The following is a 24549-nucleotide window of genomic DNA, read 5'->3' on the forward strand; positions in this document are numbered from 1 at the left end:
GTATATAGGAAGTCATTTCGATATTTATCTTGCTGCAATGAAAGAGATTGGTGCAAATACATCGCAGATCGAAAAGTTTATATCGCTTTTAAATAGTAAGGTAAGTTTTTATGATGCTTTAGATATTGTTGAAGCCCATCCTAAAATTCGTGAATTTGTTACCACTACATTGGAATTAGCAATTCATGGTACAACTGAAGAGGTTCTTGGAAGTTTCTTTTATGGTAGAGAAGATTCTATTCCTCAGATGTTTACTTCTTTGTTAGGTTCTTGGGGAATTCCTAATGAAACTGCACCAATATTAAGAAGTTATCTAGCGCGTCATATTGAGTTAGACAGTGAAGATCATGGCCCTGCAATTAAAAAGATTATAGACTCAGAAATAGGGCATGACCCTAGCAAATTACAAGATTTTTTCTTAGCAGGTGCTGATGCCATTGAGCGAAGAATTTATTTGTGGGACGGCCTATATGCACAATTACGTGAAATAGTCTAAATTTTAAGTAAAGTAGCGTGGCTAGTTACAAAAAAAATGTAACATATACTCAGTTCAATGTCAGAATAGTGTACGAATCATATTTTGCATAAAGAAAAAATCCTATAAGTATTTCATATGTTTATAGGATTTTAAAAGATTGGGAAGAATATATATTTATGTTTGAGTCTTTTTTTCCTACGCCACGTCGCTTTTTTTTATCTGCGATTATTTGGACTGTAGTTAGCGTTGGTCTTTGGTATCTTGGGGGGAAACATTGGGGTGTTTATCTTGGGTTTAATCAAGATTATGCAAAGGCAGTTCTACCTATAGGCATTAGTCGTTTTGTATACCCTGTATTTATTTGGTTCTATATTTGGTTTTTTATTTCGATATTAATTTTTGCTACCTTTTGGAAGGTTATAGCAAACCATAAATGGCATACTTGGTCTATTTGGGGATCTGCATTTATTCTTTTTAATATTTGGTTTAGTGTTCAAGTGAATGTAACGCTGAACGAGTGGTATAACCCTTTTTACGATCTTATTCAAAATATGCTTTCGAATAAGGGTGGAAATGTCCACGATCTTTATATGGGAACATTGGATTTCTTAAATATTGCAATGGTCTATGTGACAATAGCAATTATTAATTCGTTCTTTACGAGCCATTATATATTCCGTTGGCGTATGGCAATGAATGAATATTATATTCAGCAATGGCCTAAGCTTCGCCACGTAGAAGGTGCTTCTCAGCGTGTGCAGGAAGACACGATGCGATTTGCCTCTATTATGGAAGGGTTAGGCGTAAGTTTGATTAATGCAATTATGGTTCTAATTGCATTTTTACCAGTGTTATTTAAACTTTCTGAACATGTAAAAGTCTTACCTTTGGTGGGTGAAATCCCGCATGCTTTAGTATGGGCTGCAATTGTTTGGTCTGTTTTTGGAACACTTTTAATGATGGTGATTGGTATTAAATTGCCAGGACTTGAGTTTAATAACCAAAAAGTTGAAGCAGCCTATCGTAAAGAGCTTGTTTATGGAGAAGATAGAGAAGAATATGCTCAACCATTAAAACTTAAAGAACTATTTTCTAATGTGCGTACAAATTACTTTAGGCTTTATTTTCATTATGCTTATTTTAATTTAATTAGTACATGGTATTTACAACTTGATATTTTATTTAGTTTGGTCGTATTGTTCCCATCTATTGCATCTGGAGCCTTAACATTAGGCTTACTCACACAGATAGGTAATGTCTTTGATAAAGTACGAGGCTCATTCCAATATCTTATTAGCTCTTGGAAAACAATTATTGAATTACTCTCAATTCATAAACGTTTAAAAGCATTTGAGTCGGTATTAAAATAATAAAAGGGCTTAGTCCCTTTTATTTATAAGTTGACTGATGGTATTACAAAGAATATATAGAGCTTGCTCATGTGTTGGTGTGAGCTCAAACGAACTATTGATACGTAAATAGTTCTGTGGCGATTGGTCTATATTAAATAAATGGCTTGGCGTAATACCAATATTTTTCTCAATGAGTATATTAAACAGGTCAATACTATTTATATTCTGTGGTAGTTCAATCCATAAAAAATATCCACTTGAATAATAATGTATATGGCACTCCTTAGGAATATGTTTGGAAAGCAAACGATATAGATTGTTTTTACGTTGATACAATTGCTTTCTTAACTGTTGTAAATGCTTGTCATAATACGGTGTAGCAATAAAATCGGCTAAGGTGCTTTGAATGAGTGTATTGGCAGACAATGTACTCATAAACTGTAAGTGTTGAATTTTTTCAGAGAAATGAGTGGTTCTGACCCACCCAATACGGATGTTTGCACCCAATACTTTGGAAAAAGAAGAACAGTGTAAAACTTTTTCATTATTTAAAAAATAACACATAGGTAAGGGTCTATGCCCTGCATAGTACAGTTCGTGGTAAGTATCATCTTCAATTAAATAAACGTCATGCTGTTGCAATAACTCGGCAATTTTTTTCTTAATTTCATCTTGTACTGTAAAACCAATAGGGTTATGGCTATTGAGCATAAACCAACATACTTTAATTGGATATGTAGAGAGAATGTTTTTAAATGCTTCAAGGTCAAATCCATATTGCATATCTGTAGGAAGCGTAATGACATGTAACCCAAGACGTTCAGCAGCTTGCCAAGCACCATAAAAGATTGTGTCTTGCAACAAAATATAGTCACCAGGGGTGGTTAAGGTTTGCAACGAAAGGTTGAGTGCATCTAATGCACCAGAGGTAATAATAATATCGTTTGCATGGGTAGGAATACCTTGAATGTTATATCTATTCGCAATTTGTTGCCTTAGTTTTGCATTACCAGGAGGCATGTTCTTATTAATGCCATCTATTGGTTTTTTCTGTGCATAGGTAGCAAGAATTCGCATGATTTTAGCGTTATAGAGGCATTTCTCGTCGGGAAATGCTGAGCTAAAATATAATTGATCTAATCTTTGTGTTGCTTTTAAATAAGAAAAAACTTTTGAATTTATTTTAACAGTCTGTGGTCCAGAGGTATAACTATCATTGACCGTTTTTGGTGTATAAGATTCTGCTACAAAGAAACCAGATTTTTCTTTTGAATAAACACGTCCTTCAGCAACTAATAACTGGTAAGCATTGAGTACAGTCATTAAGCTATAGCCACTAATTTCAGCTTGGACGCGGATAGAAGGTAATTTGGTATGAGGGGAGTAGCTGCCATTCTCAATCAATTGTTTTATTTGGTGGACAAGCTTTTCAGATTTATACATGTGATTTGCAAAAGAAAATCGTATTCATCTATTTATAACAGATTGAAGAAAAATATGGTATATGACGCTCATCTGTTATAGTTTTTTAGAAGAAAACTGTATCTACACGTTTATCTGTATTACTTAGATAATGATAGTACTCTTCTACTATATGAGAGCAATGATGAAAGATGATATTTCAAAAAAAGCACCTCAATATGCAGACAGTACTATTTCAAAAAAAGCCTTTAATCGCTTAATTTTTTGGTTTGCATTGTATGCTTTATTATTTTGTATTGGGGTGGTGGTTGCAGTAGGTGCAGATATGCCTTAGTTTGAGGTATAAGATAAAAGTCAGATAAAAAAAGCGAATAACCAGTATTCGCTTTTTTTGTGCCTATAATACTTAAGAAAAGTCGAGCTGATTTTCAAACTTTTTAAGTACATGACGTGCCATTGCAAGATTTGCCTTTTTACGGTCAAGTGCAACATATAAAAATAAATCTTTATTGCCTTTTAAAGGGCGGATTAAGTGATATTGCTCAGTCAACGTGATTAAAATATCTTCAATAGTATCATCTATACCTAAAGATTGAGCCACTTTTCTTTTTGCACGGATGACTTCAGTATTACCTGCAGAAGCAAGATCTAAATCTATACCTGTGCCTTCTGTTGCTAGAGGTAAGCCACTTTCACTGTCGACAAGTGAAGCTGCAATGAATCCATCTAGTTCATCACTTAGAACTTCTAATTTGATAGCCATAACCAGGTTCTCCAAAAATAGAAACTATTGATATAAATAGTTTCTTCATTAAGCTTTATATTCGCTTAAAATAGTGTCCCGAATAGTCGAAACTTCCCAAAAATCTTATAAAACCATCTATTACAGATAATCTCTTTATATGATTATCATATTTACTAGGTATTATCTTAATATATCTATTTCGTAAATTAATGTATTAAGATAGTACTTTTTATGATCGGTTAATTATCACTTTTAACATGAAAAAAACTTTAATGTTTAAATGAAAAAACCATTTAAGCTTATTGATTAAAATGATAATTTTTTTAGGTTATAAATTGTAATTGTGATTATATTCACATTTTAATAGGTTGTATAGCATATTTTTTAATCTTAAATATAAGTCTTTGTAATTAAAAAAGATATTCTTTTAATGGGTTTAAGTGTATATTTTATTCGAAAGAGAGTGCTTTAATTTATTTAAAAAACAACACAATATATATGTTTTTATATAGTGTATTTTTTTTAATCATTAAGATGAATTAAATATAACTATTTTCATGTTTTTTTAATAAAACTATGAATGAGAAACTATTTAATCGATATATTTTGTTCGAAATTCAGAAATTCTTTCTAAATAAAAGAAATTATACCCACTCTCTAGAATAAAGTTAGGCGCACCTTCAAATGGTTTACCACTCATAATACCCATAACTGTATTTTTATCTATTTTTCGAAAGTGATCAAAAAGTGGTAAATGGTCATAAATCATGGTTGCAGATGTTTTTGCTCTAAATGTAACATCCCACATTGTTGCTTCTCCTTTCATTAGTTGATTAGAGAAAAGTTCATTATGCTCATTAAAGCATATTGCAGGTATAGCATTTAAATTGCTTTTGAACCATTTTCCAAACCAATTGATTTGTTGTAGCGATTCAACATTCCATGGACCATCGAAAACATCACCTTTCCATTTACCCCAAACTTCTTCTAAAGAGATAGAGGGTAAGCTATCAAAAAAGTTTAGCAACTCATCAGATGAAGTAAATTTTTTTTCTTTAAGTTTTTGGAATTGATCTAAGTAATTATTCATGTGTATACCTTCTATATTGGTTAATAGATGTCTCATGAGTTTTCTTTTAGAGGTTTAAGCCATAAAAAAAGTAATCACATTTTTTAAACTCCATATCTATATTTCTAGAACATCCGTGTAGTAATGACTATTTTCTTTTTTGGTGAGTAGGTACCTCACCTCTATTTATTGAAATGACTCATTTATTTTTATACTAAGCCTATGAGTAGGCTTCGTTATTACTACTTTACTTTATACTTTTTATTCAAAACTATTATTTTCTGTATATGTACTATGTTAATTTGATTATTCGTTTAGATAAAATTCTGTACTTAGAGTTATGCCTATTAAAATAACTTTATGACAATAGGTCTAAATAAGAATAAAACAATTATTTATATTCAATCAGTTGTGTTTTATTGATGAGGTTAACTCATCTTCTAGTATTTATCGATATTTCATACTTTTTATAAGATAAGCGTGAATACAAATAAACGTTTTTTACAGTCTGATAAGTTATTTAATGAAAAGGTAACAAAGTGAAAAAATGATACATATAAAGCAAATAAACCTCGCATGAGCGAGGTTTATTTAATAAAAATAGTAACTTAACCTAGTAGATGTTTCATAAGCTGATTTACTTGTGCAGGGTTGGCTTTACCACGTGATGCTTTCATCACTTGACCAACTAAGCCATTAAATGCTTTCTCTTTACCAGATTTGTACTCTTCTACCATTTTTTCATTGGCAGCAAGTACTTCTTTAATAATGGCTTCAATTGCACCTGTATCTGTTTCTTGCTTTAAGCCTTTGTCTTCAATAATTTGGTCAGCAGATAAACCATTGCTTTCCCACATAAAGCCAAAGACTTGCTTTGCAATTTTTCCACTAATTGTATTGTCGACAATACGAGCAATCATGCCACCCAACTGCACTGCTGATACAGGCGATTGGTCAATATTTAAATCTGCTTTATTCAGTGCACCTGAAAGTTCACCCATGACCCAGTTTGCTGCAAGTTTCGCATTTTTAGCCCCACCAGCAGCTTGGACTGTTTCTTCAAAAAAGTCTGACAATTCGCGGCTGAGTGTAAGTACACGAGCATCATATTCAGTAAGTTGGTATGCCTTGATGAATCTTTCACGGCGTGCTTGTGGTAACTCAGGCATATCGGCTTGAATTGCTTGAATTTGCTCTTCAGAAATATGTACAGGTAGTAAGTCTGGGTCAGGGAAGTAGCGATAGTCATTCGCTTCTTCTTTTGTACGCATAGCACGTGTTTCTAATTTGTTCGGATCAAAAAGACGCGTTTGCTGAATGATCTTTCCACCGCTTTCTAGAACATCAATTTGACGTTCAATTTCAACTTCAATCGCTTTTTCGATAAAACGGAATGAGTTAATGTTTTTGAGTTCACAACGGGTGCCAAACTCATCGCCCGGTTGGCGAATAGATACGTTACAGTCGCAACGGAAAGAACCTTCAGCCATATTGCCGTCAGAAATACCTAACCAACGTACAAGCGTATGAATAGCACGTACGTAAGCAACTGCTTCTTCTTTTGAGCGCATATCTGGCTCAGAAACAATTTCAAGTAGTGGTGTGCCTGCACGGTTTAAGTCAATACCGGTCATGCCTTCGAAATCTTCATGTAAAGATTTACCTGCATCTTCTTCAAGATGCGCACGTGTTACACCAATACGTTTTGTTGTACCATCTTCAAGGTGAATGTCGATGTGTCCCTTTCCAACGATTGGATTGTCCATTTGGCTAATTTGGTAGCCTTTTGGAAGGTCTGGATAAAAATAGTTTTTACGTGCAAAAACAGAAGCACGATCGATTTCTGCGTCAATCCCTAAACCAAAGCGAATTGCTTTGTCTACGACTTCTTTGTTTAGTACAGGCAAGACACCAGGCATTGCTAAATCGACAAGACTTGCTTGTGTGTTTGGTTCTGCACCAAATGCGACACTTGAGCCAGAAAAGATTTTTGTATTGGTATTAAGCTGTGTATGGATTTCTAATCCAATCACAACTTCCCATCCATCAATTAGCTTTGCCATTATACATTCTCCTCAGCAATTGCAGCTCTTTTGTTATGCCATTCAGTTGCTTGTTGGTATTGATGTACCACGGAAAGCAATTGAGATTCAGACCAATAGTTACCAATAAGCTGTAAGCCTACAGGAAGATTATTTTGATCGAAACCAACAGGAGTATTGATTGCTGGGTGTCCTGAGAGGTTAGCAGCAAGTGTATATAAGTCGCCTAAATACATTTCTACAGGAGAAAGTGATGCACCAATTTTGTAAGCCGTTGTTGGTGCAGATGGAGCGGCAATTACATCGACGTGTTCAAATGCTTTTAAGAAATCTTCTTGAATGAGGCGACGTACTTTTTGTGCTTTTACATAGTATGCATCGTAAAAACCTGCAGAAAGTGCATAAGTACCAATAAGAATACGGCGTTGTACCTCTTCGCCAAATCCTTCAGAGCGTGAGCGTCTGTAAAGGTCATCTAAATCTTGAGGATTCTCACAGCGATGTCCAAAACGAACACCATCATAGCGAGATAGGTTTGAAGAAGCTTCAGCAGGCGCAATTAGGTAATACGTCGGTACATACGATTCAACCATAGTTAAATCGACATCGACAAGAATCGCACCGAGTTCTTCAAATTTCTTGAGTGCCTCTTCAACACGTGCTTTTACTTCGGTATTTAAGCCTTCAACTTCAAAGTATTGTTTAGGTATACCAATACGCAAACCTTTTAATGAAGTTTGGGTTAGATTGCTCACATAGTCGTCTACAGGCGTTTCTACAGAAGTAGAATCTTTTTCATCATGACCTGCAATCACGTTCATGAGATAAGCACAGTCTTCAGCAGAGTGTCCCATAGGGCCTGCTTGGTCGAGTGATGATGCAAATGCGATCATGCCATAACGTGAAACACGACCATATGTTGGTTTTAAACCTGTAAGGCCACAAAATGACGCAGGTTGACGAATAGAGCCACCAGTATCTGTACCTGTTGCAAAAGGTGCTAGACCTGCGGCAATTACAGCTGATGAACCACCAGAGGAGCCACCTGGAACATAATCTAAATTCCACGGATTTTTCGTTGCACCATAATATGAATTTTCACACGTTGAACCCATAGCAAACTCATCCATATTTACTTTTCCTAAAGTAACTAAATGAGATTGTTGGGTTTTTGTAACGATAGTCGCATCATAAGGCGAAATAAAGTTATCAAGCATTTTTGAACCTGCAGAAGTACGAACTCCTTGAGTACAAAAAATATCTTTATGTGCGATTGGAATACCTGCAAGTGCAGATGCATGGCCAGTTTTTAGTGCAGCATCTGCAGCGTCTGCAGCATTTAAAGCTTGCTCAGCTGTAACTGTAATATAGCTGTTAATTTGTGTATCGAGTTTGTCAATACGTTTTAAATAATGTTCTGTCAATTCGCGTGATGAGAATTGGCGCTGTTGCAATCCCTGAGAAAGTTCGCGAATAGATAAGCGATGTAAATCTGTCATAGTATATTCTGTATCATTAAAGTGAGCGGAAAGTATTATTCAATAACACGAGGAACAAGGTACAAACCATCTTGTGTTGATGGTGCAACCTTTTGATATTCCTCACGATGATTGCTCTCAGAGATAATATCTTTACGTAATGGTTGTGGGCTGTTAAACGGACTTTTTAGTGGTTCAACACCATCTGTATTAATCTCTTTTAATGTATCCATCATGTCTAAAATTTTATTTAGACTTTGTGCGTATGCATTAGATTGCGTATCATTGAGCGATAATCGAGCAAGATTGGCAATGCTCGTAATGGTTTGAGCATTAAAATCTGAATGCTGTGCATCTGGTGTAGACATAACATCACCTAGTCAGTATCAAAAAAAATTGAAATATCGTGTTATATGATAAGCGATTGACTTGTTCAAATCATCACATTTAGTTAAAGTTGCCAACTTGCGTCCATATTTGTAGAAACTGGGAACGACCCGTGATTTTAAAACGACTAATTGGCTTGTTTTCGCCAGATCTCGCTATTGATTTAGGTACAGCGAACACACTTATTTATGCGCCTGGACGAGGCATTATATTAAATGAACCGACTGTTGTGGCAATTCGCCATAGTGGCTCACAAAAAATTGTGGCTGCTGTTGGTTTAGATGCGAAACAGATGCTTGGTCGTACGCCGGCTAATATTTCTGCAATTCGACCAATGAAAGATGGCGTTATTGCTGACTTTGAAGTAACTGAAACTATGTTAAATCAGTTTATTGGTAAAGTGCATGAAAAGCGTCTTTTCCCGCCAGCACCCCGCGTTGTAGTGTGTGTACCGTGTAAATCAACACTTGTTGAACGTCGTGCAATTCGTGAAGCTGTATATAATGCAGGTGCTCGTGATGTACGTCTGATCGAAGAACCAATGGCTGCTGCAATTGGTGCAGGACTCCCTGTAGAACAAGCGTGTGGTTCGATGGTGGTTGATGTTGGCGGTGGTACAACAGAAATTGCTATTATTTCATTACAAGGCTGTGTATATGCAGATTCTCTACGAATAGGTGGAGATGTATTTGATGAACAAATTATAAATTATGTACGTAAAGCACATGGTTGTGTGATTGGTGAAACAACAGCTGAATTGATTAAAAAAGAAGTTGGCATGGCGGTTGCTGATGAAAATAATCAAAAATTAGAAATAGAAGTACGCGGCCGTAATTTAGCCGAAGGTGTACCACGTTCAATTACAGTGACCTCCGATGAAGTAATGCAAGCGATTACAGATCCTTTGCAAAGTATTGTGAGTGCTGTGAAGTCAGCTTTAGAGCAAACTCCACCAGAACTTTCTTCTGACATCGCAGAGCGTGGCATTGTGCTCACAGGTGGTGGTGCATTATTACGTAACTTAGATAAGCTCCTTGCAAGAGAAACTGGCTTACCTGTAGTTGCTGCTGAAGATCCTCTGACATGTGTAACACGTGGTGGTGGTAAAGTTTTAGAGTTCTTTGATAATCCAAATCACGACATGCTTTTTGTTGGATAAGTCATCAGTATAGGGTGAGGCGGTGCAACCGAATATTTTTTCAAGACAACCGCCATCTTTTCGCTCATTCATTATTGCAGTCATCACATGTTTAGTTGTGCTTTTTTTCGATTGGCGCATGCCACATGTGATACAACCTGCAAGGGATGTCATGTATTCGCTGTATAATCCAATTTATACCGTTGCAAGTTATCCAATAATGTCGCGAGAGTGGCTGAGTCAGCAAACAAAATCTGAAGAACAGTTACGCCGTGAAAATACGGCGATGCAAGCTGAGTTACTACAGGCACAAGTCCGTTTGCAAAAACTGTCCGAACTTTCAGCCGAAAATACTCGGTTACGCGGTCTATTAGATACACCACTCATTATTGATGGGCGTATGGAAATTGCTGAGGTCATTGGTACAGATACAGACCCTCTAAGGCACATTATTGTCATTAATAGAGGTATTGCAGATCATTTACGTCAAGGACAAGTCGTGCTTGATGATAAAGGGATTATGGGGCAGGTTATTAACGTATCTTCTCATAATGCACGTGTTTTACTGTTGTCAGATAAGGAAAGCTCATTGTCTGTACGTATAGAACGTACGGGAATGCGTGCAATTGTCTCTGGTACAGGCGATTTAAGTAAACTAAAAATGCAATATGTACCTACAAGTGCAGATCTAAAAGTAGGTGATAATGTTTATAGCTCTGGTTTAGGTGAACATTTTCCAGCGGGTTATCTGGTTGGAACAGTCTCTAAAATTCAGCGACAAAATTCGGGTGAGTTTGCTCAAATTGACGTTACACCATCTGCGCAATTGGCTGGTGGACATTATGTGGTCGTTTTATTTTCTGACTCGTTAGCGAAGGAGCAACCCTATGTTAACCGCTAACTATAAGCCTGCAAAAAGAAAAGACCCATTAATATTTATCATCTTATCAGCGATTTTTGCATCTATTGTCACAGTTTATCCATTTTCTTATGAAGTTGCTGCATGGCGACCTATAATGATGATGATGGTGACACTTTTTTGGGTACTTTGCCAACCCAGTTGGTGTGGTGTGTGGTTTGCATTTGCAATGGGAATTTTTACAGATTTACTCATTGATGCACCACTTGGACAAAATGCTTTGGCTTATGTACTTATTTCATTTGCTGCGAGATACTTTGTCAGAGAAAGAAGGGTTTTAACTTTCTTAAATTTATGGATTATCGCCATTATTGCTATTGTAGCTTATGTTTTATTTATATGGGTTGGACAGACCATGGCAGATGTAGATTATCCATTAATGAGACGCTGGCCCCCAGTGATGAGTAGCATTATACTTTGGCCAATTTTGTATTATAGTTTGAAAAAATGGCGAGCTTAATTTTAGCATCTGGATCTCCTAGACGTTCTGAATTATTGCAACGTTTAGGTATCGCTTTTGAAACTTATAGTCCAAATATTAATGAATCATTGTTAGAAAATGAATCTGCACAGGACTATGTTGCTCGGCTTGCTTGTGAAAAAGCAGCACATGCTTTACAACTATTTCCAGATCATGTCATTTTAGCAGCCGATACCTGTATTTCTTTAGATGGAAACATCATCGGTAAACCCAGATCAAAAACACATGCTTTTGAAATTTGGCAGGCACTTTCGGGACGGCAACATGAGGTGTTATCTGGGGTTTGTGTGATGACAGCAACACAAAAATACGATTGTGTGGTAAATACACAAGTTTTATTTCAGAAACTAAGTTATGATGAAATGCAAAGCTATTGGTCAACTGGTGAACCTATAGATAAAGCAGGTGCTTATGCGATTCAAGGCATTGCTGCAAAATATATCCCAGAAATACATGGAAGCTATACCAATGTGGTTGGACTACCTTTACATGAGACGGTTAAATTACTAAAAGCAGTTAAGGCACTAAATTAATTGCTTAAAAAAATTCTTATAACATTTTGAGTTAATTATGTCTGATGAGCTATTCATTAATGTCACGCCGATGGAGTGTCGTGTGGCATTAACGGAGGATCGAGTTGTAAAAGAGGTCTTTGTCGAGCGAACTTTAAAAAGAGGGTTGGTAGGCAATATTTACAAAGGGAAGGTGGTTCGGGTTTTACCCGGAATGCAGGCCGCATTTGTTGATATTGGTTTATCTAGAACTGCTTTCTTGCACATTAATGATATGGTTTGGCCAAAAGGAAAAACTGCTCCGAACGTATTTGAGCTATTACAGCAAGGACAAATCATTACTGTGCAAGTGATGAAGGATATGCTGGGTACAAAAGGTGCACGCCTCACAACAGATATTTCATTACCATCACGCTACTTGGTGTTGATGCCATTTGGGAATCATGTAGGGATTTCTCAGCGAATTGAATCTGATGAAGAGCGAGAGCGTCTACGTCATATTATTGAAAATATAAAAACAAAATATTTACTTCCAGGTAGTGTTATTGTACGTACTGCTGCTGAAGGAATTGATGAGCTAGCTATCGATCAAGATATGGCATATTTAAGTAAGCTTTGGAATTACATTCAACGTAAAAAGCAAAGTTTGCTTGTTCCATCTTTAGTTTTTGAAGAGTTGCCATTACCTCAACGTATAGTACGAGACCTATCATTAGATAAAACAGAAAAAATTTATGTAGATTCAGAAGATGTATTTTTAAAACTTGAAGAGTTTATTGCCGAGTTTATGCCAGAAATGAAGAGTCGTCTGGTTCATTATGTAGAAGATAAACCACTGTTCGATTTACACCATATTGAAGAAGATATTCAAAAAGCATTACAAATTCGGATTGCTTTGAAATCTGGTGGCTATTTGATGATAGATCAAACAGAAGCAATGACGACTATAGATGTGAATACTGGATCATATGTGGGTGGACGGAGCTTAGAAGATACGGTTTACCGTACAAACATGGAAGCTACTGAAGTTATTGGAAGACAGCTACGGTTAAGAAATTTAGGTGGCATTATTATTATCGACTTTATCGATATGCAAGAAGAAATACACCGTGCAGAAGTTTTAAAGTATTTTGAAGCAGTTTTAGAAAAAGATCATGCAAAAACAAAAATTACTCAAGTTTCTGAACTTGGGCTAATTGAGATGACACGAAAGCGTACGCGAGAATCATTAGAACATTTATTGTGCGATTCGTGTCCAACTTGCCATGGCCGTGGATTTGTAAAAACTGCCGAAACAGTATGCTATGAGATCTTTCGGGAGATGATGCGATTTACACGTACGTATCCACATCAAACGGGTTTTGTTGTGGTTGCAAGCCCCGTGGTTATTGATCGTTTGCTTACAGAAGAAGCAACTGCTGTTGAAGATTTAAGTCATTTGCTCGACAGAACGATTAAGTTGCAGGTGGAAACACTCTATACACAAGAGCAATATGATATCATTTTTGGGTAGAATTGTAACAACATATATATTATGACTTGTTACAACTGACTGTTTACTTTTTTGTGTGATTTCTCAATACTATAAATCTAAGCTAGCCAAAGATGAAAAATATCATCTTAGCCAATCCAGGGGGCAAGAATGCAATTAGAAGAGAATTATATGCAAACTAATACACAGAACTTAAATGAGACTCAAACTGTTAAAAATGACTGCTATATGGTAGATGATCAGGGTAAAGAGATTCAGATTACAACAACCATGGTACAAGACATGTGTATCGAGTTGTTAAAACAATGCCGTACAGTAAAAAACTAGAGAATTCGTTTCTCTAGTTTTTAAAGTCCCCCGACTTGAAGCCCTCTTGTATCATCTTGAGGGCTTTTTATTGATGATCAATTAACTTTTCATAGTGCCTAATTTCATCTTCTAAGAAAGTGATTAATGTTTGTATTCTTGGAACGGCATTTCTACAAGCGACTAATCCGACTTCTAATTTGTCCTGATAACTTGTAAGCGTAATATTTAAAGCTTGACCATCGAATACGACTGATGCAGGGTAAATTGCTTCTAATGGAGCACCATTCCAGTAAAGTGTTTCTTTAGGGCCTGGAACATTCGAAATAACAATATTAAAAGCCTGTTTTTTAGGCATAACACCAGAGATAATATTTAACCCCGCTGCTGCATATACAAAAGCGCTATAACTGAGAATCTGATTTTGTGTCATGCGTTTAAAGCGCATTTTTGCAGTGCGTACACTATTTGAAATGGTATAAATGCGCTCTAGATGATCAGATGTATGTGTTGCTAAATTTGCCAATATCATTGTAATACGATTACTAACAGCAGAATCATCTGTACGAATGGAAGCGGGTACCATCGCAATCAGTGGTTTTTCTGGAAGCTGGTTAAGATTAATTAGATACTGTCTAAGAGCACCTGAACAGATTGCTAAAATTGCATCATTTAATGTCACATTTAAAGCATTAGAAATGTGACGAATTCTTGCTAAATCAAATGACTGGGCTGCAAATCGTCTAGATGCACTCACACGTTGGTTAAATATACTTTTTGGTGCTTGAAAGCTAGTAACATAATGCGGATCAAATCTACGATCATGTAACATTGCCTGTTTAAGTTCCTGATATACAACTTGAGGTGTTGTTGTAATCTGCTCTTTAATATTTTTTACAGTATGAAAGGCAGCTTTAAATTTATTTTTCGAATTTTTCTTTGAAATTGTATCGATACTCCAAGGAGGAGTAATATGATGCGTATAAGGATCTTTTGCAAAAGATTTTTCCATCAGACGCATACTACCAATACCATCGACAAGCGCATGATGAATTTTAAAATAAAGTGCGAACCGATTGTCTTCGATACCCTCAATGAGTGTACATGTCCAAAGTGGTTTCGCTCTATCTAATAATGCGCTATGTTCTTGTGAAATATGAACAAGTAATTCACGTATACGACCAGGATGAGGCAGAGAAATATGACGAAAATGGTGGTCTAAGTCGAATTCAGAGTCTTTATCCCAAAATAATCCATTCAGTTTATGGTTAAAAGGAGAAACAGGAATTGATTTAGATTTTCGAATATCTGCAACGAGATTTTGAATAAAATTATCCTGTGCATTTTCTGGTATTTTAAAGAGAAATAGCCCGCCAACATGCATCGGTTGCTGTCTTCTTTCCAATGATAAAAATATCAGATCTATCGGATGTAATGGACGCATGTTATGAATCTCTTGGTCATGTCAATGATTTATAAAGCGTAAGTTTAAAATGAATGAGACCGAGTTTAAATCTTTAATTTGTTTTTGTTTGGCTAAAAAGAAAAAAGCCACTGTAAACAGTGGCAGATAACATATTTTATTTTAAATTTCCTGCGTGCAAACCACACTCTTTATGTGTTGCTTCTTCCCACCACCAACGACCTTCACGTTCATGTTGGTTAGGTAAAACAGGACGTGTACATGGTTCACATCCAATTGAAATAAAACCTTTCTCATGAAGTAAATTGTATGGAATTTCCATCATACGAATGTAGCTCCATACTTCAGCACTGGTCCAGTTTGCTAAAGGATTATATTTAATCAACTGTTTATTGGGACCAGAAAATCCTGCATCAAACTGAATTACGGGAATATCATTACGTGTAGGACTTTGATCTTTACGTTGGCCAGTAATCCAACCATCGAGTGTTGCAAGTTTTTTTCTTAAAGGTTGTACTTTTCGAATACCACAACATTCTGTATGTCCATCTTCAAAAAAGCTAAAAAAGCCTTTTTTTGTAACGAAAGCTTGTAGAGGTTCTGCTTCTGGTGAACAGATTTCGATGTCGATATTATAAAATTTACGCACTTTTTCAATAAACTGGTAAGTTTCTGGATGCAGACGACCTGTATCTAAACTAAATACCCGAAAAGGTTTGCGTAGACGGTAGGCAAGATCAATGAGTACTACATCTTCTGCACCTGAAAAAGAAATTGCAATTTCACCTGTTTGATTTAGAGCAAGCTCCATAATCTCACTGGGTGATTTATCGAGATATTCTTCAGAAAGCGCATCAATGATGTCGATAGAAGGGATTTGAGAAGTCATAATTATTCCTGGCTGTCGGCTTGGAGCAAAAAAAGAGACAGGGTAGAATCGCAAGTATTCTAAAGTAAATGTGAGAAAATATTTAGCATTAAAAAATAAAAGCTTATTCTTAAATAAGATTTAGATATTCGTGAATTGGTTAACTCAGTATGTTTATCTAAATATTTCAAAGTTTGGCTATACTAGAGACACTATACAATACTCAATTTAAATAATGACAATTATCCAAGTAACTTTAACAGATATAAAAAAGATTCAGCAGGTAGGAACACAAAGTTATTACGAGTCTTTTTTAGACTTATGGACAAAAGATGGTATAAAAAAATTTATAGAAAAGGCTTATTCATTGCCAAAATTACGAAATGATTTAAAAGATAAAGAGATATATTGGTTTTTATGTTTAGACAATATGGGCAACTGTATTGGTATTGCTAAAATTATCTTAAATGCCATTGATGAATCAAAAGCAGTGTTAGAGAAAATTTACTTTCTAGAGGAGGTTAAAGGAAAAGGCTATGCACAGGAACTTATTCAGTTCCTGATTACATTTTTAAAATCAGAGAAACAAATTAGCCTTACCTTAGAAGTTCTTCAAAATAATGTGCGAGCCATCTCTTTTTATAAAAAACAAGACTTTGTGATTGAAGAGGCAAAGCCCTATTCTACAGATCGGTGTGAAATAGGTATGTATACAATGACACGCCAATTATAGAAATCTAATGAGAAAAAGGAAATGTAAAAATATGATGTGATTGTCTTATTTTCTTACAAATAGGATTGTATAATTATAAATATATAAGTCGTATAACAAATACGCACTAAAACTTACTCTCAATAAAATTTGTAAAGCCCTATGAATATACCTCCTCAACCAGCTCAAAACGGTAGCTGGGTGAGTGTTATTGCCTTAGCACTCGCCGCATTTATTTTTAATACAACAGAGTTTGTACCTGTTGCATTATTAACTGATATTGCTAAAAGTTTTGATATGGAAGCTGCGCATGTTGGTTTAATGATTACTATCTATGCATGGGTCGTGGCATTAACAGCATTACCGATGATGCTCGTTACTAGACACATGGAGCGTAAAAAATTACTACTTTCTATTTTTTTACTATTTATCTTTAGCCATCTCATTTCTAGTATTGCATCAAATTTTACAATTTTATTGATTAGTCGTATTGGAATTGCACTTGCACATGCTGTGTTTTGGTCAATCACAGCGTCATTGGCTGTACGTGTTGCACCTTTAGGTAAGGGTGTACAAGCTTTAGGCCTATTGTCTACGGGAACAGTGCTTGCATTGGTTTTAGGTATTCCTTTTGGACGTGTGATCGGTGAGTTATTTGGTTGGCGTATTACATTTAGTATCGTAGCTGTGGTTGCGGTCTTTGCTGTAGGTATTTTATGGAAGACACTACCGTTATTGCCAAGTCAAAATACAGGTTCTATTGAAAGCCTTCCAATTTTAATGAAACGTCCTGCACTAATGCTTTTATTTGTTACTACGGTAATTGTGGTCGTCGCTCAATTTACTGCTTACAGTTATATCGAACCGTTTACAAATGAAATTGCTCATTTTACTTCGGATCAAACGACTACTTTATTATTGGTTTATGGTGGGTCTGGTATTTTAGGCTCTATTCTTTTTAGTCGATTAAGTCGAAAGTTGCCAAAAGGTTTTCCTATTATCTCAATTGCAGGGCTTGCAGTATGTATGCTGTTACTGTTGCCATTGGCTGTAAGTGTTTGGGGCATTATGGTGGTGTCAGTTGCTTGGGGCATATTTATTATGATCTTTGGATTGGTCATGCAATCTAAAGTTTTACAGTTGGCATCAGATGCAACGGATGTTGCTATGTCTTTGTATTCAGGTTTATATAATGTTGGTATTGGGGGCGGTGCCTTATTAGGTAGTATTGTTGGGCTAAGTTTAGGAATGAAATACATTGGTATTGTGGGTGGAGTACTTGCAATAGTAGGATTAGTTTTAGCACTTTTCATGGTGAGTCGAAAAGACTTTATGCCTCAGGGTTAATATTATTTGATGATTTCCCCACGTATTGGAAGGAGTACTTATCCAATGCGCGGGGATAGAATAAATAGAAGAAGATATTCTTTAATACGGTTAAATAGAGCGCCGTTTAAAGTATTTAAAACAAATAAACATTAAGATAATCCAGATAGGAATCATTAATACAGATTCTTGAAAACCTTGAGACCACATAATGCAGAGTATTAACGAAATGAGTCCAAGCGCCAAATAGTTGCTAAATGGTGAAAATAAAGCAGGAAAATAAGTTTTAATTTGGTGCTTTTGCATAGTTTTTCGGAATTTTAAATGAATTAAACTAATAACAGCCCAGTTTAATACTAAAGCGCCCACCACAATATACATTAGGTGTCCGAGTGCTTGTTCAGGAAATAGATAGTTAAGAATAACACAACCAAAAATAATGCCCGAAGCAAATAAAGTTGCAAAGATTGGTGTGCCATTACGGTTAATACGTGAGAACAAACGAGGTGCATCGCCCTGTTCTGCAAGACTGAAAAGCATACGGCTGTTGGCAAACATACTACTATTGTAGACAGAAAGAGCTGATGTCAAAATAATGAAATTGAGTAAGTGAGCTGCCCAACCAATGCCCAGTTGGCTAAAAATAATAACAAAAGGGCTTTTATCTAAGCCACCCAGTTCTAACTGATTCCATGGAATGAGTGAGAGTAGAATGGCCAATGTACCAACATAAAAAATAAAAATTCTAAAAATTACCTGATTAATGGCCTTTGGAATGGTTTCTTTAGGGTTTTCAGCTTCAGCGGCGGCTGTTCCAATAAGATCAATCCCTCCGAATGCAAACATAATAAATGCAAGCATATAAAAAAGCCCTTCAAAACTATGCGGAAAAAATCCGCCATGTGTCCATAAATTAGTGATGCTTACAGAAGAAAGCGCTGGTGCAGTAATAATTAAATATATACCAAAGACAATCATTGAAATGACTGCAATGACTTTAATAATGGACAGCCAAAACTCAGACTCACCATAGAATTTCACATTAAGCGTATTTAACGCAGTCACAATGACGAAGAAAAACAGAGTTGAAATCCAAGCCGGTATGTGTGGCCACCAATAGTGTATGTATTTGGCAATGGCTGTGAGTTCAGTCATGGCAACCAAAATATTTAAGATCCAATAATTCCACCCTGTGAGAAATCCAGGGAATTTACCCCAATATTTATAGGCAAAATGGCTAAATGAACCTGCAACGGGTTCATGGGCAATCATTTCTCCAAGATGTCTTAAGATAAGAAAGACCATAAACCCACCAATAGCATAGCCTAAAATGATGGAAGGACCGGCAGATTGAATAACTTTTGCAGAACCTAAAAATAAACCAGTTCCAATGGCACCGCCCATTGCAATAAGTTGAATGTGTCTACTTTTTAGACCACGCTGTAATTCAGGTGTTGTATTACTCACAAAAAGGTAACTCGTTAATATTTTAAATAAAAGGTTTATCGAATTGTTTTAGATGCATTTATGCGATAAATGACATACAGGATTGCTGTCCAAATTGGCATAAAGATAACTGATTCAGCAAACCCTTCTTGGCACATAATATAGAGAACTAAAGCAATAAAAGTTAAGACAAGATAGTTGCTAACAGGAGACCAAAGTGCAGGAAAACTTGTCTTTGTTTGATGTATCTTTATTTGTTTTTTAAACTTTAAATGCGTAATTGTAATCATCGCCCAATTAAGAACTAATCCCGCGACTGAAATATACATCAAATGACTTAATGCTTTCTCTGGTGCAAAATAGTTGAGTAAAACACATAAAAATATCAGAGCTGCAGAGAGTAAAACACAATAATAGGGAATGCCTTGCTGATTGGTTTTTAATAAAAATTTAGGAGCACTTCCTTGTTCGGCCAAACCAAAAAGCATACGACTATTTGCAAACATACCACTGTTATATACAGATAAAGCAGCCGTTAGAATAATAAAATTAAGCAGATGTGCTGCCCATTGAAAACCAAGTTTACTAAAAATAAGTACAAATGGACTCTTTTCTAATCCACCTAATTGTAGCTGATTCCAAGGTACTAGAGATAATAAAATAGCAAGTGAGCAGACATAGAAAATAAGCACTCTAAAAACCACTTGATTAATGGCTTGAGGAATTGATTTTTTAGGATTATCTGCTTCTGCTGCTGTCATACCAATGAGTTCAATTCCTCCAAAAGCAAACAATATAAATGCAAGCATATAGAAGAGACCTTCAAAGCCATGTGGGAAAAATCCGCCATGCGTCCAAAGGTTACTAAAAGATTCGGTACTGTGTGCAGGTGCAGTAAAAAGTAAATAAAGGCCAAAAAGGATCATAGAGATCACAGCAACCACTTTAATGAGTGCAAGCCAAAACTCAGATTCTCCAAAAATTCGGACACTGGTTAAATTTAATCCTGTGATGACGACAAAGAAAAAGAGTACTGAAATCCATGCAGGTATTTGAGGCCACCAATACTGGATATATTGAGCCACAGCCGTGAGTTCTGTCATGGCAACAAGAAGGTAAACAATCCAATAATTCCAACCTGTAAAAAAGCCTGCAAAAGGGCTCCAATATTTATACGCAAGATGACTAAATGAACCTGCTACAGGTTCTTCGACAATCATTTCACCTAGTTGACGCATAATGAGGAAAGCAATTAACCCAGCAATTGCGTAACCCAGAATAATAGATGGCCCAGCCGATTGAATAATGTGAGCAGAGCCTAGAAATAACCCTGTACCAATTGCACCGCCCATACCAATTAATTGAATATGTCTATTTTTGAGACCACGTTTTAGGTTAGATGATGTTTGACTCACCAAAATCTGCTCAAGTTGAAATTTGACATATTGTAAATGATTGTAAGTCAATCGCATAGCAGTGATAAATATTCACACAACAACAAAAAGAAAAAAGATGATCTATCTAAAATATATGTGTTTTAAACAACTTATTACGAGAAAAAAATAACTTGGTTCAAAGAATTTAAGATAGTTTTTGAAAAAAAATAGATTTAACGCGATAATAGGACTTTGTTTTGAGATTTTTTAAATGACAATTCCTGCTTGTACTCAATGTCAGTCAGTTTATACCTACTATGATGGCGATTTAATTATATGTCCAGAATGTGCACATGAATGGAAGGAAGGAGAGCAGAGCACTGATGAAAATCAATCTGTAATTGTTGATGCACATGGTCAAACATTGGAAGATGGTGATAATGTGACGGTCATTAAAGACCTAAAAATTAAAGGTTCTTCATCTGTGGTAAAAGTAGGAACCAAAGTAAAAGGAATTCGTTTAGTTCCTGACGCAACAGATGGGCACAACATTGACTGTAAAATTTCTGGTATTGGTGCCATGAAATTGAAATCAGAATTTGTGAAAAAAGCATAATTGAACACATACGAGGCAACAGTGTCATCATTAGCTGAGATATCTTCAGATTTCTTAAAATCTGCACAGCAACAAATTCAACAAGATTTAAAAGTGGCGTTGGATTCCTTTTCTATGCCCGAGTCACTTCATCAAGCGGTTTACCATGCCGTTATGTTGGGTGGCAAGCGTATTCGTCCTGCTTTAGCTTATGCCGTTGGTGGGTTAAAGGAAAATGTAGCGGGGTGGGCAGCAATTCGCCGTGCTGCTGTTGCGGTGGAACTTATTCACTGTTATTCATTAGTACATGATGACTTGCCTTGTATGGACAATGATTCCTTGCGACGTGGCCAGCCTACGTGTCATGTTAAATTTGGTGAAGATACGGCTTTATTAGCAGGTGATATTTTACAATCGATGGCTTATGAAGTGATTACTAGTCGATTGTTTGATGAATCTGTTCAGTCGATAGACAGTACAATTATATTAAAACAAGTACAAATTTTGGCAACTGCAAGCTCTAAAATGGTGGGTGGGCAAACACTCGATTTGCAGTCTGAAGGGATTGCGATTGACCAAAATACGTTGGAAGCAATTCATCATAATAAAACAGGCGCACTCATATTGGCAGCAATTACCATGTCGGCTGTTACTACTTTTGATACTGCATCCAATGAAATGCAAAAACTAAAAGAATTTGGTCGTGCAATTGGACTAGCATTCCAAGTGCAAGATGATATTCTGGACATTATTGCAGAGACTGAAGTTTTGGGTAAGACTGCAGGGAAAGATTTACAAGTTGAAAAATCGACGTACCCTGCATTAATGGGGCTTGAGCAAGCACAACATTATGCCAGTCGTTTGCATCAAGAGGCATTAGATGCACTTGCATATTTTGGAAATGATGCAGATGAGCTGCATCAAATTACCCAGTTCTTACTTAAGCGGAAAAGTTAACTTTTTCCCATAATTCCCCGAATTGTATTAAGGACATCGGCTGGAAGTACGACCGTTTTTGAATTGTTTGATTTTGCCATATCTTGCATAGCTTTAATATATTGTTCACCGAGTAGGTAAGCAACGGGCGTTTCTTTCTCACCAACTGCCGATGTTACAAGTTCAATAGATTTCTGTGATGCTTCGGCCAATACTACTTGTGCTTCGGCATCGCGTTTAGATGCTTCAAGACGTCCTTCAGCTTCTAAAATCGCAGCTTGTTTTTCGCCATCTGCTTTAGTTACAGCAGCACGTCTTTGTCTTTCTGCTGCTGCTTGTTCTTCCATTGCAGTTTGCATAGTTGTCGATGGCTTAATATCTTGTATTTCTACAGTCTTTAATGTAATTCCCCAGTCGGAAATATCATCAGAAATAGCAACTTTGAGTTTGGCTTTTATATGATCACGCGATGAAAGAGCATCATCTAAATCCATTTCGCCTACAATCGATCTTAAAGATGTTTGTACGAGATTTTGAATTGCCCAGTTAAAGTTTTCGATTCCGTATACTGCTTTTTCAGGAGTGGTTAAATTAATATAAGCAACAGCATTCATTAATAAAACAGCATTATCTTTAGTAATCACTTCTTGTGAGGGAATATCTAGCACGATATCTTTCGTTGTTATTTTATATGCCACTTCATCGACATAAGGAATAATAATACTTAAACCTGGATTTAAAGTGGTGTGATATTTTCCGAGACGTTGCACAATCCATTTATATCCTTGAGGAACAATACGGACTCCTTTTAGAATAGTAACAACTACAAAAACTAAGAATGCAAGACTGATAATTGTTGTAATAGACATATTGGCCCTTTAATGTGAGGTACGTGCTTCAATGCTGAGGTGGGGAGTAACAATAAACTTATTTTCTTTGAACCCAATAATTTCAATTCGATCACCGACATTTACAGGTTGATCTGCTTGGCTTGTCCACTCTTCATGACCAAGAAGGGGAATGGAAAAACGTACTTTGATTTCATGTTTTTCTTTTGAAAAAACTTGTATAACAATACCCGTTTGTCCAATCAGCTCTTTGAAGTCTGAAGCATTTTTCTGATGACGTTTTGTTATTGGCCTAATAAATTTGAACCAAAGAATTGTATTTGCAATTGAAAAAATAGCCCAAATAAGAATTTGTAATGCTGTACTCATCCATGGAGAGAGCCAAAAAAGTAAGCTCACCATAACTGCTGCAATGCCAAACCACAAAATTGCAAATGTACTTAAAAAAAGTTCTAGCAAAATGAGAGCAATGCCAAGCACGAACCAATGCCACGGTTCAAGTACAATATTCATGAAATATCCTTATATATAAAATCAGCATCACTTTGCTTACTTTAGCAAAGGATGCCTGAAAAACATACATGTAAGGAAAGAATAAATTAAAATTTTGCTTGTGGTGCAGGAGCGTATGCAGCAGCAGAATTTTTAAATTGAGCAATGGCAGTATCAATTTGTCTTAACTGAGCTTGTGCTGCCTTTTCTCCTTCTATAATTGCCTGATTTGCAACATTAAGATCCATTACACCAATGTGATCGACTTTAGGGCGTATAATTACACTAGCATAGCGCAATTCATCTTGAATACTTTGTTGGCCCATAATATTAATGGTTTGATCAAGTAGTCCCCACATATTACTGGCTGTCGTTTTTGTGCCCACTGGACGTGCTGAAATATCTACTGCAATGACAATATCTGCCCCCATTTCTTTTGCAGTTTTTACAGGAATAGGACTCACTAGTCCACCATCTACATAATCTACGCCTGCAATTCTAGCCGGAATAAATACATTAGGTATGCTACAAGATGCACGTACAGCCTGTCCTGTATTACCACGAATAAAGTCTACTTTTTGCCCATTGTCTAAGCGTGTAGCAACTGCTGCAAAACGTATCGGCAGTTGCTGTATTGGTCTATTGTCAACCTGTTTGTTGATATAGTCTTGAAGCTTTTGACCAATTAAAAAGCCCTGTCTACTAA

26 protein-coding genes are annotated in these 24549 nt (G+C 36.1%); 13 read left to right on the top strand and 13 right to left on the bottom strand.

All coding sequences use genetic code 11. The features are described from left to right. A partial coding sequence (locus tag I2F23_RS10855; RefSeq protein WP_195772618.1) for a DUF3050 domain-containing protein occupies window positions 1-496 on the top strand: 496 nt, incomplete at its 5' end. Between the two features lie 158 nt (window positions 497-654). After that, complete coding sequence (gene sbmA, locus I2F23_RS10860) at window positions 655-1848, top strand: peptide antibiotic transporter SbmA (RefSeq protein ID WP_195772619.1); 1194 nt, start codon at window positions 655-657, stop codon at window positions 1846-1848. 9 nt (window positions 1849-1857) lie between these two features. Here sbmA and I2F23_RS10865 read toward each other — a convergent pair whose 3' ends face one another. Next, a complete protein-coding gene (locus tag I2F23_RS10865; RefSeq protein ID WP_195772620.1) occupies window positions 1858-3273 on the bottom strand; it encodes an aminotransferase-like domain-containing protein in 1416 nt (471 codons plus the stop codon). Window positions 3274-3433: 160 nt separating this feature from the next. On the opposite strand from I2F23_RS10865, the gene I2F23_RS10870 reads away from it, so the two are divergent. Then, on the top strand, window positions 3434-3586 hold the full coding sequence (locus I2F23_RS10870) for a hypothetical protein (protein ID WP_195772643.1): 153 nt from the start codon (window positions 3434-3436) through the stop codon (window positions 3584-3586). A 72-nt stretch (window positions 3587-3658) separates the two neighbouring features. Here the strand turns inward: I2F23_RS10870 and I2F23_RS10875 are convergent, their stop codons facing one another. The 5 genes from I2F23_RS10875 to gatC form a co-directional block, all read right to left on the bottom strand. After that, a complete protein-coding gene (locus I2F23_RS10875) occupies window positions 3659-4015 on the bottom strand; it encodes a roadblock/LC7 domain-containing protein (protein ID WP_195772621.1) in 357 nt (118 codons plus the stop codon). Window positions 4016-4589: 574 nt separating this feature from the next. After that, window positions 4590-5087 carry a DUF4334 domain-containing protein gene (locus tag I2F23_RS10880; RefSeq protein ID WP_195772622.1) on the bottom strand — a complete coding sequence of 166 codons (498 nt, stop codon included), beginning with the start codon at window positions 5085-5087 and terminating at the stop codon, window positions 4590-4592. A 587-nt stretch (window positions 5088-5674) separates the two neighbouring features. Beyond that, window positions 5675-7129, bottom strand: a complete 1455-nt coding sequence (gatB, locus tag I2F23_RS10885) for an Asp-tRNA(Asn)/Glu-tRNA(Gln) amidotransferase subunit GatB (RefSeq protein WP_195772623.1) — start codon at window positions 7127-7129, stop codon at window positions 5675-5677. Continuing rightward, on the bottom strand, window positions 7129-8607 hold the full coding sequence (gene gatA / locus I2F23_RS10890) for an Asp-tRNA(Asn)/Glu-tRNA(Gln) amidotransferase subunit GatA (protein ID WP_195772624.1): 1479 nt from the start codon (window positions 8605-8607) through the stop codon (window positions 7129-7131). The genes gatB and gatA overlap by 1 nt, the downstream gene beginning before the upstream one ends. A 35-nt stretch (window positions 8608-8642) precedes the next feature. Beyond that, window positions 8643-8954 (bottom strand): Asp-tRNA(Asn)/Glu-tRNA(Gln) amidotransferase subunit GatC, encoded by a 312-nt coding sequence (gene gatC / locus I2F23_RS10895; protein ID WP_195772625.1) that lies wholly within the window; start codon window positions 8952-8954, stop codon window positions 8643-8645. Between the two features lie 131 nt (window positions 8955-9085). Between gatC and I2F23_RS10900 the strand changes: the two genes are divergently transcribed. The 6 genes from I2F23_RS10900 (at window position 9086) to I2F23_RS10925 (ending at window position 13842) form a co-directional block, all read left to right on the top strand. Further along, a complete protein-coding gene (locus I2F23_RS10900; RefSeq protein WP_195772626.1) occupies window positions 9086-10132 on the top strand; it encodes a rod shape-determining protein in 1047 nt (348 codons plus the stop codon). Between the two features lie 22 nt (window positions 10133-10154). Continuing rightward, window positions 10155-11012 (top strand): rod shape-determining protein MreC, encoded by an 858-nt coding sequence (gene mreC / locus I2F23_RS10905; protein ID WP_195772627.1) that lies wholly within the window; start codon window positions 10155-10157, stop codon window positions 11010-11012. Beyond that, window positions 10999-11490 (top strand): rod shape-determining protein MreD, encoded by a 492-nt coding sequence (mreD, locus tag I2F23_RS10910; protein ID WP_195772628.1) that lies wholly within the window; start codon window positions 10999-11001, stop codon window positions 11488-11490. The genes mreC and mreD overlap by 14 nt, the downstream gene beginning before the upstream one ends. After that, a complete protein-coding gene (locus tag I2F23_RS10915; protein WP_195772629.1) occupies window positions 11478-12044 on the top strand; it encodes a Maf family nucleotide pyrophosphatase in 567 nt (188 codons plus the stop codon). The genes mreD and I2F23_RS10915 overlap by 13 nt, the downstream gene beginning before the upstream one ends. A 37-nt stretch (window positions 12045-12081) precedes the next feature. Beyond that, window positions 12082-13536 (top strand): ribonuclease G, encoded by a 1455-nt coding sequence (gene rng, locus I2F23_RS10920; protein ID WP_195772630.1) that lies wholly within the window; start codon window positions 12082-12084, stop codon window positions 13534-13536. Between the two features lie 129 nt (window positions 13537-13665). Next, on the top strand, window positions 13666-13842 hold the full coding sequence (locus I2F23_RS10925) for a PA1571 family protein (protein WP_195772631.1): 177 nt from the start codon (window positions 13666-13668) through the stop codon (window positions 13840-13842). Window positions 13843-13909: 67 nt separating this feature from the next. On the opposite strand, the gene I2F23_RS10930 is transcribed toward I2F23_RS10925, so the two are convergent. Further along, window positions 13910-15265: a WS/DGAT/MGAT family O-acyltransferase gene (locus I2F23_RS10930; RefSeq protein WP_195772632.1), complete on the bottom strand. Its 1356-nt coding sequence runs from the start codon at window positions 15263-15265 to the stop codon at window positions 13910-13912. 136 nt (window positions 15266-15401) lie between these two features. Next, complete coding sequence (locus I2F23_RS10935) at window positions 15402-16133, bottom strand: phosphoadenylyl-sulfate reductase (protein WP_195772633.1); 732 nt, start codon at window positions 16131-16133, stop codon at window positions 15402-15404. Window positions 16134-16347: 214 nt separating this feature from the next. Between I2F23_RS10935 and I2F23_RS10940 the strand changes: the two genes are divergently transcribed. Continuing rightward, entirely contained in the window at window positions 16348-16845 is a 498-nt protein-coding gene (locus I2F23_RS10940) for a GNAT family N-acetyltransferase (RefSeq protein ID WP_195772634.1), read from the top strand. 141 nt (window positions 16846-16986) lie between these two features. Next, window positions 16987-18171, top strand: a complete 1185-nt coding sequence (locus I2F23_RS10945; protein ID WP_195772635.1) for a sugar transporter — start codon at window positions 16987-16989, stop codon at window positions 18169-18171. A 90-nt stretch (window positions 18172-18261) separates the two neighbouring features. Here I2F23_RS10945 and I2F23_RS10950 read toward each other — a convergent pair whose 3' ends face one another. After that, window positions 18262-19617 (bottom strand): amino acid permease, encoded by a 1356-nt coding sequence (locus I2F23_RS10950; protein WP_195772636.1) that lies wholly within the window; start codon window positions 19615-19617, stop codon window positions 18262-18264. A gap of 35 nt (window positions 19618-19652) precedes the next feature. Further along, window positions 19653-21011 (bottom strand): amino acid permease, encoded by a 1359-nt coding sequence (locus I2F23_RS10955; RefSeq protein ID WP_195772637.1) that lies wholly within the window; start codon window positions 21009-21011, stop codon window positions 19653-19655. Window positions 21012-21243: 232 nt separating this feature from the next. Here I2F23_RS10955 and I2F23_RS10960 point away from each other — a divergent pair, with 232 nt between their 5' ends. Both I2F23_RS10960 and I2F23_RS10965 read left to right on the top strand, forming a co-directional pair. Then, a complete protein-coding gene (locus tag I2F23_RS10960; RefSeq protein WP_195772638.1) occupies window positions 21244-21588 on the top strand; it encodes a zinc ribbon domain-containing protein YjdM in 345 nt (114 codons plus the stop codon). A 21-nt stretch (window positions 21589-21609) separates the two neighbouring features. Next, the gene (locus I2F23_RS10965) at window positions 21610-22524 is read left to right on the top strand and encodes a polyprenyl synthetase family protein (RefSeq protein ID WP_195772639.1); all 915 of its coding nucleotides are present in this window, start codon (window positions 21610-21612) and stop codon (window positions 22522-22524) included. On the opposite strand, the gene I2F23_RS10970 is transcribed toward I2F23_RS10965, so the two are convergent. The 3 genes from I2F23_RS10970 to I2F23_RS10980 all read right to left on the bottom strand — a co-directional run. Next, window positions 22521-23372, bottom strand: a complete 852-nt coding sequence (locus I2F23_RS10970) for an SPFH domain-containing protein (protein ID WP_195772640.1) — start codon at window positions 23370-23372, stop codon at window positions 22521-22523. The two genes, I2F23_RS10965 and I2F23_RS10970, sit on opposite strands and share 4 nt — an antisense overlap. Before the next feature lie 9 nt (window positions 23373-23381). Further along, window positions 23382-23864 (bottom strand): NfeD family protein, encoded by a 483-nt coding sequence (locus I2F23_RS10975; RefSeq protein ID WP_195772641.1) that lies wholly within the window; start codon window positions 23862-23864, stop codon window positions 23382-23384. 86 nt (window positions 23865-23950) lie between these two features. Then, window positions 23951-24549, bottom strand: a 599-nt coding sequence (locus I2F23_RS10980) for a patatin-like phospholipase family protein (RefSeq protein ID WP_195772642.1), incomplete at its 5' end; no start/stop codon positions are given.

The sequence above is a fragment of the Acinetobacter pollinis genome (assembly GCF_015627175.1).
GTDB lineage: Bacteria > Pseudomonadota > Gammaproteobacteria > Pseudomonadales > Moraxellaceae > Acinetobacter > Acinetobacter pollinis.